Source organism: Mycobacterium sp., from assembly GCF_035314905.1.
Classification (GTDB): Bacteria; Actinomycetota; Actinomycetes; order Mycobacteriales; family Mycobacteriaceae; genus Mycobacterium.
In genome coordinates this window covers 1-11157 of the sequence record NZ_DATFYW010000217.1, presented here as the reverse complement: position 1 = coordinate 11157, position 11157 = coordinate 1, and the positions used below count along the sequence as shown (strand labels likewise).

At 68.1% G+C, this 11157-nt stretch carries 12 protein-coding genes and 2 pseudogenes; 13 read left to right on the top strand and 1 reads right to left on the bottom strand.

Annotated elements, in window-relative coordinates; all coding sequences use genetic code 11:
• Positions 1-693: Crp/Fnr family transcriptional regulator (locus VKG81_RS19140; protein WP_324398247.1), on the top strand; the 693-nt coding region annotated here is incomplete at its 5' end.
• An 11-nt stretch (positions 694-704) separates the two neighbouring features.
• Complete coding sequence (locus VKG81_RS19135) at positions 705-1913, top strand: alpha-hydroxy acid oxidase (RefSeq protein ID WP_324398246.1); 1209 nt, start codon at positions 705-707, stop codon at positions 1911-1913.
• Here VKG81_RS19135 and VKG81_RS19130 read toward each other — a convergent pair.
• Positions 1910-2434 (bottom strand): 2'-5' RNA ligase family protein, encoded by a 525-nt coding sequence (locus tag VKG81_RS19130; protein ID WP_324398245.1) that lies wholly within the window; start codon positions 2432-2434, stop codon positions 1910-1912. The two genes, VKG81_RS19135 and VKG81_RS19130, sit on opposite strands and share 4 nt — an antisense overlap.
• A 246-nt stretch (positions 2435-2680) precedes the next feature.
• On the opposite strand from VKG81_RS19130, the pseudogene VKG81_RS19125 reads away from it, so the two are divergent.
• The 11 genes and pseudogenes from VKG81_RS19125 to VKG81_RS19075 form a co-directional block, all read left to right on the top strand.
• Positions 2681-2851, top strand: a pseudogene (locus tag VKG81_RS19125) (arylsulfatase); the annotation flags it as partial.
• Positions 2852-2868: 17 nt separating this feature from the next.
• Positions 2869-3777: an HAD family hydrolase gene (locus VKG81_RS19120; RefSeq protein ID WP_324398244.1), complete on the top strand. Its 909-nt coding sequence runs from the start codon at positions 2869-2871 to the stop codon at positions 3775-3777.
• Entirely contained in the window at positions 3770-4651 is an 882-nt protein-coding gene (locus tag VKG81_RS19115) for a formylglycine-generating enzyme family protein (protein ID WP_324398243.1), read from the top strand. Before VKG81_RS19120 ends, VKG81_RS19115 begins: the two co-directional genes overlap by 8 nt.
• Positions 4652-4796: 145 nt before the next feature.
• Positions 4797-7112, top strand: coding sequence for an endopeptidase La (gene lon / locus VKG81_RS19110; protein ID WP_324398242.1), 2316 nt, complete (start codon positions 4797-4799; stop codon positions 7110-7112).
• A 203-nt stretch (positions 7113-7315) separates the two neighbouring features.
• Positions 7316-7648, top strand: a complete 333-nt coding sequence (locus VKG81_RS19105; protein WP_324398241.1) for a TfoX/Sxy family protein — start codon at positions 7316-7318, stop codon at positions 7646-7648.
• Positions 7649-7706: 58 nt separating this feature from the next.
• Positions 7707-7844, top strand: coding sequence for a hypothetical protein (locus VKG81_RS19100; RefSeq protein WP_324398240.1), 138 nt, complete (start codon positions 7707-7709; stop codon positions 7842-7844).
• A complete protein-coding gene (locus VKG81_RS19095; protein ID WP_324398238.1) occupies positions 7841-8578 on the top strand; it encodes a DUF72 domain-containing protein in 738 nt (245 codons plus the stop codon). The genes VKG81_RS19100 and VKG81_RS19095 overlap by 4 nt, the downstream gene beginning before the upstream one ends.
• Before the next feature lie 47 nt (positions 8579-8625).
• Positions 8626-9389: pseudogene (locus tag VKG81_RS19090) on the top strand (MMPL family transporter); the annotation flags it as partial.
• A gap of 26 nt (positions 9390-9415) precedes the next feature.
• Positions 9416-10477, top strand: coding sequence for a type III polyketide synthase (locus VKG81_RS19085; RefSeq protein WP_324398236.1), 1062 nt, complete (start codon positions 9416-9418; stop codon positions 10475-10477).
• Between the two features lie 16 nt (positions 10478-10493).
• Positions 10494-11003: an isoprenylcysteine carboxyl methyltransferase family protein gene (locus VKG81_RS19080; protein ID WP_324398233.1), complete on the top strand. Its 510-nt coding sequence runs from the start codon at positions 10494-10496 to the stop codon at positions 11001-11003.
• Positions 11000-11157: NAD(P)/FAD-dependent oxidoreductase (locus tag VKG81_RS19075; protein WP_324398248.1), on the top strand; the 158-nt coding region annotated here is incomplete at its 3' end. The genes VKG81_RS19080 and VKG81_RS19075, both read left to right, overlap by 4 nt.

Sequence of the window (11157 nt, the reverse complement as noted above, 5' to 3'; positions counted from 1 at the left end):
ACCAAGTTCGCGCCCGCCGATGCGCCCGATCGGGTGTGCGCGATGTTGAACCGGGCCGCTGGCATGCTTCCGCAACGCAAACCCGACGTTGCGCCGGTGACGGTGGCCGGCGGCGGCAACGAATACCGCACCACCATCGGGCTGAAGTCGCCGGCCGACGACGCGGCCGCCCGCGCGATGTTTCTGCGCTGGGTGTGGTACGCCGCGCGGCGCGAGGCGTTGCACCTCGATGAGGCCGATGACGAGTTCTCCACCCCGGACCGCGTCGAAACCGCGCTGCGCGCAGCGGCTCCCACGCTGCGCCTGAGTGCCGCCGACCAGCAGGAACTGGGCGCACACGCGAAGATCGTCCGCTACGGCGCTGACGAAATCCTGCAGCACTCCGGCGAAGTGCCCGCCCAGATGAGCTTCCTCGTCGCCGGACGGGTCCGGCTCACCGCCACCACCGACGACGGCTCGCTGATCCCCGTCGGCACCCTCGAGGAGGGCGCGTTCATCGGGCAGACCACCTTGACCCGGCAACCGGTACTGGCCGGAGCGTACGCGCTCGAGGAGGTCACCGTGCTCGAGATCGAACGGGTGGCCATGGAAGCGCTGGTACTGCGTAAACCGGTGCTGCTGCAGGAAATTGGCCGCGCAATCGAGGATCGCCGGGCCAGCGTGCAGCGGGCGCTGGCCGCCGTCGGCGACTAGAGGGGTCAATGATGAAGCGGCGGCTCCCCCACGTCCGTAGCCTGGCACCACTGATCCGCATCAGGAAGCCGGAGTTCGACTCCACGAAGCGTCGGCTCGCCGCAGCGCTGACGATCGAAGACCTGCGCACCATCGCCAGACGCCGGACCCCGAGAGCGGCATTCGACTACACCGACGGCGCCGCGGAGGCGGAGCTGTCGCTGGCCCGTGCCCGCCGGGCGTTCCGCGACATCGAGTTTCACCCGCAGGTCCTGCGGGACGTGTCGCGGGTGACCACCGGATGGGATGTGCTCGGCGGACCCGTCGCGCTGCCGTTCGGAATCGCGCCGACCGGGTTCACCCGATTGATGCACACCGAGGGTGAGATCGCAGGCGCACGGGTGGCCGGCCGCGCGGGCATCCCGTTTTCGCTGTCGACGCTCGGCACCACCTCGATAGAAGATGTGAAAAAAGCTAACCCGCACGGGCGCAACTGGTTTCAACTCTACATGTGGCGAGACCGCGATCGGTCGATGGCGCTGCTCCAACGGGCCGCGCAGGCCGGTTTTGACACGTTGCTGACGACCGTCGATGTGCCGGTCGCCGGTGCCCGGCTGCGGGACACCCGCAACGGGATGTCGATCCCGCCCGCCCTGACGGCGCGAACGGTGCTCGACGCGACGCGCCGACCCCGGTGGTGGTTCGACTTCCTCACCACCGAGCCGGTTTCGTTCGCGAGCTTCGACCGCTGGCCGGGCACCGTGGCCGAGCTGCTCGACACGATGTTCGACCCGACGATCACCTTCGACGATCTCGCCTGGATCAGGGACCGGTGGCCCGGCAAGTTCGTCGTCAAGGGCATCCAGACCCTTGAGGACGCCCGCAAGGTCGTTGAACTGGGCGCCGACGGGATCGTGTTGTCCAACCACGGGGGGCGCCAGCTCGACCGGGCGCCGGTACCGTTCCGTCTGCTGCCCCGTGTCGCCGCCGAGCTGGGCTCCGACACCGAAATCCTGCTGGACACCGGGATCATGTCCGGTGCCGACATCGTCGCGGCGATCGCCCTGGGCGCGCGCTTCACACTCGTGGGCCGTGCCTATCTGTACGGGCTGATGGCCGGCGGCGAAGCAGGCGTCGCGCGGGCTGTCGAGATCCTGTCAAGCCAGCTCACCCGAACGATGCGGTTGCTCGGGGTGACCGGCTTGGGCGAGCTGGCGCCCCACCACGTCAGCCAGCTCTAGGGCAGGGTCGGCAACCGGTGGAATTCGCCGGTCGCGCTGTTGATCAGCGCGGCGTGGTCCAGCGTCGCCTGCAGCGGCAACACATCGAAGACCGCGGCCACCACATCAGGCAGTTGCGCCAGCGCAACCCGCGGCGCCAGCGAACAGTGAGGCACCCAGACCCCCGGCCGGTAGTGCTTGTGCAGGTCGGCCCCTGCGGCGGTGATCGCCTCGACGACCCGCTGCTGCCGTGCGGCCAGGTCAGCGCACACCCCGGCGAGCAGCCAGGTCCGCCCCCTCCGGAACAGGCCGACCCCGTCGAACTCCAGGTGCACGGGTCTGCCGGTTCCCAGGCCGGCCAGGGCCGCGGTGACCGCTGGCTCGTCCCAGCTGCGCAGAACCACGTAAGAAACGTGCGGCACGTGCTTCCCGTGGGTGTGCGAGCGCAGGCTGGGCACGCCGATCTCCTCGATTCGGTCCCACAGCGCGCGCACCGCCCGCTCCGACCGGGGGTCGAAGAGCAGACACACTGCCAGGGCCACGCCGACCACTCTCCCGCAACGTCGCGGTGGGTTTCGCGTCGGCGCGCCGGCTAACCGCCGCCGGTTCCAGCTCTGATGCTCTGTTCGACGGGCAAGCCGAGAGTCGCAGCCGAGCGCCCGTCTTTGAACAACGACCTGCGCGAGCTCGTAACGAGCTGACGACGGGTCGTCAAAACCCCTGTCGGCGGGGGTGTGCACGCCTACGATCGGCGTAGGAGCACGGTCGAAGGAGACGCGAAAATGCCTGGGCTGTCCGCCGACCCCACGATCGCCGAGCTGCTGAAACCACTTGGCTATGCGACCGGACAGTTCGGCAAGAACCACCTGGGTGACTTGAACAAGTACTTGCCTACCGTGCCCGGATTCGACGAGTTCCTCGGCAACCTGTATCACCTCGACGCCGAGGAGCTGAGCGAATTCCTCATCAAGGACTGATGCTGGACACCTGGCACGATGGGCCCGCGAAGTCGGCGATCGTCGATTTCGTGCGCCGCGTCACGACCGAGGGGGCCGACTTCGTCGAGCCGCAGTCCCGGATCGCCGTATTCGACAACGACGGAACGCTGTGGTGCGAAAAACCGGCTTACATCCAGCTCGACTTCCTGATCCGACGGCTGGCCGAGCAGTCCGCCGAGGATCCCTCGCTGCGAGAGAAGCAGCCCTATCGCGCGGCTGCGGATCAGGACCTGACGTGGTTTGGCGACGCGGTCACCGGCCACTACCAGGGGAACGACACTGACCTGAAACTGCTTGGCGCCGCCATTCTGTCGGCCCATGCCGCCGTGACGGTCGACGAGCACGCCAGTCGCGTGACCGCCTTCTTCGCCGAGGCGAAGCATCCCACTTTGGGCCGGCCGTACCGGTTGTGCGGCTACCAGCCCATGATCGAGCTGCTGCGCTACCTGGAGGCCAACGGCTTCGCCACCTACATAGTCTCGGGTGGCGGCCGCGACTTCATGCGGCCGATCACCGGAGCGATGTATGAAATACCGCCCGAACGCGTGATCGGCAGCTCGGTCGGGCTGATCTTCCGCGACGGCGACCTGTTCACCACGGCGCAGCCCGAGTTCCTCGATGACGGCCCGATCAAGCCGGTTCGCATATGGGCGCGCACCGGACGCCGCCCGATCTTCGCGGCGGGAAACTCCAACGGCGACATCCAGATGCTCCAGTACACCGGCACACCGGATGCTCCGGCGCTGCGGCTGCTCATCCGCCACGACGACGGCGACCGCGAATTCGACTACACCGTGGGGGCCGAGCAGGCTCTGGACCTGGCGACCGAGGAGGGCTGGACCGTCGCCAGCATCAAGAACGACTGGGTGACCGTCTTCCGTGACTGACGACCTGGTCTGGATCCCGCCCCAGGCCGCGACGCTGGGATCCGATAGCCACTACCCGGAAGAAGCGCCGGCTCGCGCCGTCGGCGTCGACGGGTTCTGGATCGCCGCCCATCAGGTGACCAATGCCGAGTTCGCCACCTTCGTCGCCGCCAGCGGCTACGTGACCGTCGCGGAGCGGCCGCTGAACCCCGACCACTACCCCGGCGCCCCGGCCGAAAACCTGCAACCGGGTTCGATGGTGTTCACCCGCACACAAGGCCCGGTGGATCTACGGCACATCAATCTGTGGTGGACCTGGACTCCGGGTGCATCCTGGCGGCATCCGGCCGGCCCGCCCTCGTCAATCGCCAAGCGGGCCGACCATCCGGTCGTACACGTCGCATACGAAGATGCCGAGGCGTACGCGACGTGGGCGGGGCTTTGCCTGCCGACCGAGGCCGAATGGGAGACCGCCGCCCGGGGCGGTCTCGTCGGCGCGACCTACACCTGGGGCGACGAACCCGAGCGGTCGGGCCAACGGCTGGCCAATTACTGGCACGGTGATTTCCCGTGGCGCCCGGATCCCGGTTACGGGCGCACGGCTCCGGTCGGCAGCTACCCGGCCAACCACTACGGGCTCTTCGACATGGCGGGCAATGTCTGGGAGTGGACGTGCGACTGGTATGCCGACAGCCGGGCCGGCGACCCCTGCTGTGAAGCGGGCAGCTACGACCCGCAGCAGCCGCAGTTCAGGGTTCCCCGGAAGGTCATCAAGGGCGGATCGTTCCTCTGCGCGGACAACTACTGCCTGCGCTATCGGCCGGCGGCCCGGCGTCCACAGATGATCGACACCGGCATGAGCCACATCGGTTTCCGGTGTGTGCGCCGGTCATAGCCGCCCTCGCGCGCTCGACCGGGCCGTCTCGCCGCCGACTCCGTACCAATCCGCACCGTCGCGTAGAACCCCTCCCGCCCGCCACGTCGGGAACAAATGACGCCCGCAAAAGGTTGAGCCGATCGGACTTAACTTTGGAGGATGAATGCCTGAACCAATCTCGGTGCCGGTGCTGTTCGTCGCCGACACGGTGGTGCTGCCCGGAATGGTGGTGCCGATCGCGCTGGACGACGCGGCCCGGACAGCTGTCGAGGCTGCCCGTGCGAGTGACTCCGGCAAGCTGCTGATCGCCCCCCGTCTGGATGACCGCTACCCGTCCTACGGAGTGATCGCGTCGATCCTGCAAGTCGGCCGCTTCGCTGGTGGCACTGCCGCGGTCGTGAGGGGTGAGCGCAGGGCGCAGATAGGCGCCGGAGCCAACGGGCCCGGCACCGCCCTGTGGGTGCAGGTGACCGAGGTCGCCGACAGCCAGCCCACCGACGAGACCCGGTCGCTGGCCGGCGAGTACAAGAAGTTGCTGCTGGCCATGCTGCAGCGGCGCGAGGCCTGGCAGATCGTCGACGTGGTCAACCAGCTGACCGATCCGTCGGCGCTGGCGGACACGTCGGGGTACGCGTCGTACCTCACCGACCTCCAGAAGCGCCAGCTGCTCGAGACGCCGGACGTCGCGGAACGGCTGCGTGCGTTGATCACCTGGACCGGGGACCACCTCGCCGAGGTCGAGGTCAACGACAAGATCGCGGAGGACGTTCGCACCGGAATGGAAAAGCAGCAGAAGGAGTTCCTGCTGCGCCAGCAGTTGGCCGCGATCCGCAGGGAGCTCGGCGAAGCTGAACCGGACGGCTCCGACGACTACCGGGCCCGCGTCGAGGCCGCGGATCTGCCGGAAAAGGTGCGCGAAGCCGCGCTGCGGGAGGTCGGCAAGCTGGAACGCTCCAGCGAGCAGAGCCCCGAGGGCGGCTGGATCCGGACCTGGCTGGACACCGTGCTAGACATGCCCTGGAACGTCAAGACGGAGGATTCGACCGACCTGGCGAAGGCCCGGGCGATCCTGGACGCCGACCACCACGGTCTGGGGGACGTCAAGGATCGCATCGTCGAATACCTGGCGGTGCGGGCGCGCCGTGCGCAGCGCGGGCTGCAGGTGGTCGGCGGTCGTGGCTCCGGTGCGGTGATGGCGCTGGCGGGCCCTCCCGGCGTCGGCAAGACGTCGCTGGGCGAGAGCGTGGCTCGTGCGCTGGGCCGCAAGTTCGTCCGCGTGGCCCTCGGTGGCGTGCGCGACGAGGCCGAGATCCGCGGCCACCGGCGGACCTATGTCGGCGCGCTGCCCGGTCGGATCGTGCGCGCGATCAGCGAGGCGGGGTCGATGAACCCGGTCGTGCTGCTCGACGAGATCGACAAGGTCGGCTCCGACTACCGGGGCGACCCGAGCGCGGCGCTGCTCGAGGTGCTCGACCCGGCGCAGAACCACACCTTCCGCGACCACTACCTCGACCTGGATCTGGACCTCTCGGATGTGGTGTTCCTGGCCACCGCCAACGTGGTCGAGAACATCCCGTCGGCGCTGCTGGACCGGATGGAGTTGGTGCAGCTCGATGGCTACACCGAAGACGACAAGGTGGCGATCGCGCGCGACTTCTTGCTGCCCCGGCAACGGGAACGTGCCGCGCTGACCGAGGAGGAGGTCACGGTCACCGAGGCCGCGCTGCGCGAGATCGCGGCCGACTACACCCGTGAACCCGGTGTGCGGCAGTTCGAGCGGCTGCTGGCCAAGGCCCTGCGCAAGGCGACGACCAAGCTGGCCGAGGACCCCGGTCCCGTCGTGATCGACGAGCCCGACCTGGTCGGCTACCTGGGCCGGCCGCGGTTCACGCCGGAGTCGGCCGAACGCACGGCCGTGCCGGGTGTGGCGACCGGTCTCGCGGTGACCGGCCTGGGCGGCGATGTGCTCTACATCGAGGCCGGCTCCACCGACGGTGAGCCGGGCCTGCAGCTCACCGGCCAGTTGGGCGACGTGATGAAGGAATCGGCGCAGATAGCGCTGTCCTACGTGCGCTCGCATGCCCAGCAGCTGGGCGTCGACCCGAAGGCGTTGGACCGCAAGATCCACGTCCACGTCCCTGCGGGCGCGGTGCCGAAGGACGGCCCGTCGGCCGGTGTCACGATGGTGACCGCCCTGGTGTCGATGGCTACGGGACGGCAGGTCCGCTCGGATGTGGGCATGACCGGTGAGGTCACGCTGAATGGGCGGGTGCTGCCGATCGGCGGCGTCAAGCAGAAACTGCTTGCCGCGCAACGTGCTGGGTTGTCAACGGTTTTCATTCCGCAGCGCAACGAGCCGGACCTGGACGACGTGCCGGCCGGGGTGCTCGAGGCCCTCGACGTGAAGCCGATGACCGATGTGGCCGACATCATCGCGCAGGCGCTCGAGGGCGCCGACGTCACCACGGCGGCCGCCTGACACCGACGCTCAGACGACGCGGATTCGGCCTACACCCGGGTCGGGTCGTGGTCGGTCAAGGCCGACCCCGACGACTGAGTGGTGCGCCGAACCGCGCCGAAGCGCGCCGAACCGCGCCGAACCGCACCGAACGGCACCGAACCGCGCCGGAAAGCGTCGAACAGCCGAACTGAAATGCCGCCGCTCAGCGCTACGGTCGACTGATGGCGTACGACGAAGACCTTGCCGACCGGATCCGCGAGCTTCTCGGCCCCAAGCGCGGTGTGAAGGAGAAGCGGATGTTCGGCGGGTTGGCGTTCCTGATCAACGGCAACATGGCCGTGGCCGCCAGCGGGCGGGGCGGACTGCTGGTGCGGGTTGCGCCCGACGACACGGACGAGTTGGCGCAGCGGCGGCATGTCAGCCCGATGGTGATGGCCGGGCGCGAAGCCCGCGGCTGGCTGCGGGTCGACCTCGACGGGGTAAAGACCAAGCGTCAGCTGCAGTCCTGGGTTGCCCGCGGGACCGACTACGCCAGGATTCTCGAGCCGAAATAACCCGCACCAATCATCTGATGAAATCCTCATAAGTGAGGATGCCTGTTAGTATGATCCGGTGGCCGACGGCACCGGCGGACCGGAGAACCGACTCGAACGCCGGAAGATGCGCGCCCGCGCTGATGAGGCGCACGAGATCTGCCGACGGCCGCTGCCCGACATCGAAGACCTGACCGAGCCCGACTCCGCCGCATGAGCGTTCGGATCGGCACGTCGGGCTGGTCTTATGACCATTGGGTCGGCGTGCTCTACCCACCGCGGTTGTCGCCGGGGGCGCGGTTGGCCCGCTATGCCGAGGAATTCAACACGGTGGAGCTCAATGCGAGCTTCTACCGGTGGCCCGCGGACTCGACGTTCGCCGGCTGGCGAGAGCGGCTGCCGACGGGCTTCACGATGTCGGTGAAAGCCCATCGCGGCCTGACGCATTTCCGGCGGCTCAAGTCGCCCGAGCCCTGGGTCGAGCGGTTCGAGCAATGCTGGCGTGCACTCGATGATCGGGCCGGGGTGCTGTTGGTGCAGGTGCATCCCGAGCTGGAGCGCGATGACGAACGGCTCGATCACTTCCTCGGCTGCATGCCGGACTGGATACCGGTCGCGCTGGAATTGCGACATCCGTCGTGGGACGACCCCGCGGTCTATGCGCTGCTGGACCGGCATCGGGCCGCATATGTCGTGATGAGCGGTGCCGGTCTACCCTGCGTGCTCCGTGCGACCAGTGATGTGGTCTACGTCCGCATGCACGGCCCGAGTTCCGAAAGCCTTTATGCCGGTTCATATTCCGACGACGAGCTGCGGCGGTGGGCTGATCGGGCCATCGAATGGCACGAACAGGGACGCAGGGTGCTCGTGTACTTCAACAACGACGGCTTCGGTCATGCGGTCAACAATGCCCGCACGTTGAAGGGACTACTCGCCCCACTGGCCGGCTAGCCCTCGGCTAGCCCCCTCAGCGCCGCTGCTCGAACACGATTGCGATCGGCCACCCGCAGATCAATCGGGACAGCGTCCATGCCGTCACGTCGCGGCTGCCGGTGGTTCTGGGGCTGATCGGCGCGATCATGTTCGGGCTGCTGTTCATGCTGCCGGCAGCGTGGTGCTTCCGTTGAAAGCCCTGATACTGGACGTCCTGTCGCTGACGGCCGCGTTCGGCGCGATGGTTTGAATATTCCAGGACGGTCATCTCGGCGCGTTCGGCACGACGTCGACCGGGACGCTGGTCGCGAACATCCCGGTACTGCTCTTCTGCATCGCGTTCGGGCTGTCCATGGACTACGAGGTGTTTCTGATCTCGCGAATCCGCGAGTTCTGGCTGTCCTCCGGAGCCGCGGGGCCGGCGACATCAGACCGGGTGAGGACCCGGGCGGACAACGACGAGAGCGTCGCGCTTGGCCTCGCCCGCACCGGTCGGGTCATCACGGCGGCGGCTCTGGTGATGTCGATCTCGTTCGCGGCACTGATGGCCGCCCACGTGTCCTTCATGAGGATGTTCGGCCTCGGGCTGACGCTGGCCGTGCTGGTCGACGCCACCCTGGCGCGGATGGTCTTGGTCCCGGCGTTCATCCACGTCCTCGGCACGTGGACGTGGTGGGCGCCCGGGCCGCTGGTGTGGCTGCACCAGCGCTTGGGTATCACCGATGGGCCGTGTCTGACCGATGCATCGAAGCAGCGTTCATCATGCCCCGGCGGGGTGGCCGTCGATAACGTGGACGCGCCGACCTCGACATTGAACCGAAAGGCGTAGGTATCCGTGTCCACCAGGTGGGACCTATGAGCGTTATTGCAGCCGTGCGCGGTGCGCTGCCGCGGCATCGCTATCCGCAGGATGAGATCACCGAGTCGTTTGTCCGGTGGCCTGGGTTCGAGGGGTTCGAGGACATCGCCAGGCGGCTTCACACCAGTTCAAAGGTCAACGGTCGTCACCTGGTGTTGCCGTTGGAGGATTACCCGAAGCTGAGTGAATTCGGCGAGGCCAACGACCTGTTCATCGAGCACGCGGTGGAGCTTGGGTGCGAAGCGATCTCGGGTGCGCTGGAGGAGGCCGGACTGCGACCCGAGGATGTCGATGTGATCGTCTCGACCACGGTCACCGGCGTGGCGGTGCCGTCGTTGGATGCTCGCATCGCAGGCCGGCTCGGCATGCGTGCCGACGTGCGGCGGGTGCCGATCTTTGGCCTGGGCTGTGTGGCGGGCGCGGCCGGGGTGGCGCGACTCAACGATTACCTGCGTGGCGCGCCCGACGATGTCGCGGTTCTGGTGTCGATAGAGCTGTGTTCGCTGACGTATCCGGGTGCCGAGCCGACGATGGCGTTCCTGGTGGGAAGTGGGCTGTTCGGCGATGGGGCCGCGGCGGTGGTGGCGGTCGGGCAGCGTCGCGCCGAGCGGATCGGTGCGGCAGGGCCTGACATCATCGATTCGCGCAGCCGTCTGTACCCGGATTCGCTGGGCACGATGGGTTGGCATGTCGGTGGCTCGGGTTTCCAACTGGTCTTGGCCCCCGACCTGCCGACGATTGTCGAGCGGTATCTGGGGGATGACGTCGGCAAGTTCCTGGCCGAGCACGGCCTGACCATCGAAGAGGTCGGGGCCTGGGTGAGCCATCCCGGCGGACCCAAGGTGATCGACGCGATCGTCGCCACCCTCGGCCTGCCGGAGGACGCGCTGGATCTGACGTGGCGTTCGCTCGCCGAGGTCGGCAACCTTTCGTCGGCGTCGGTGTTGCATGTTCTGCGCGACACCATCGCCAAACGCCCCCCGCAAGGCGGTCCGGGGCTGCTCATGGCGATGGGACCCGGATTCTGTTCCGAGCTCGTGCTGATGCGCTGGCACTGAGTCCACACTGAATCACATGCGCGCCTACGTGCTGCTCGTCGTCGCTGTCGGCGTGGAGCGATCGGCCGAGCTGGTGATCTCCCGTCGCAACCTGGCCTGGGGTCGGGCCCACGGCGGTACGGAGTTCGGTGCGCGGCACTACCCCGCCATGGTCATCCTGCACACCGGGCTGCTGGTTGGCTGCCTGGGTGAAGCGATCGGGCTGCGCAGGCGGTTCATTCCCGCGCTCGGCTGGCCGATGCTGGCCATCGTGCTGGCCGCCCAGGGGCTGCGCTGGTGGTGTATCGCCACACTGGGCCGGCAGTGGAACACCCGCGTAGTGGTCGTCCCGGGCGCGGCGCGCGTGGCCTCCGGGCCGTACCGGTATGTGTCCCACCCCAACTATGTCGCCGTCGCCGCAGAGGGGGCGGCGCTCCCGCTGGTGCACACCGCCTGGGTCACCGCCCTGGCTTTCTCGGTGCTCAACGCCGCGCTGCTGAGGACGCGGATCAGGGTCGAAAACGCCGCGCTGACGAGCCTGACGTGATCGATCTGCTTGTCGCCGGCGGCGGCCCCGCGGGGCTGGCGACCGCGTTGCACGCCGCGCGGGCCGGGCTCGAGGTGGTCGTCGTGGAACGGCGGCGCGGGCCCGTGGACAAGGCGTGTGGCGAAGGGCTGATGCCGCACACCGTGCGGCAGCT

Coding starts and splice junctions, on each gene's coding strand:
- VKG81_RS19135 (WP_324398246.1), top strand. CDS start 705: ATGAAGCGGCGGCTCCCCCACGTCCGTAGCCTGGCACCACTGATCCGC.
- VKG81_RS19120 (WP_324398244.1), top strand. CDS start 2,869: ATGCTGGACACCTGGCACGATGGGCCCGCGAAGTCGGCGATCGTCGAT.
- lon (WP_324398242.1), top strand. CDS start 4,797: ATGCCTGAACCAATCTCGGTGCCGGTGCTGTTCGTCGCCGACACGGTG.
- VKG81_RS19105 (WP_324398241.1), top strand. CDS start 7,316: ATGGCGTACGACGAAGACCTTGCCGACCGGATCCGCGAGCTTCTCGGC.
- VKG81_RS19095 (WP_324398238.1), top strand. CDS start 7,841: ATGAGCGTTCGGATCGGCACGTCGGGCTGGTCTTATGACCATTGGGTC.
- VKG81_RS19085 (WP_324398236.1), top strand. CDS start 9,416: ATGAGCGTTATTGCAGCCGTGCGCGGTGCGCTGCCGCGGCATCGCTAT.
- VKG81_RS19080 (WP_324398233.1), top strand. CDS start 10,494: ATGCGCGCCTACGTGCTGCTCGTCGTCGCTGTCGGCGTGGAGCGATCG.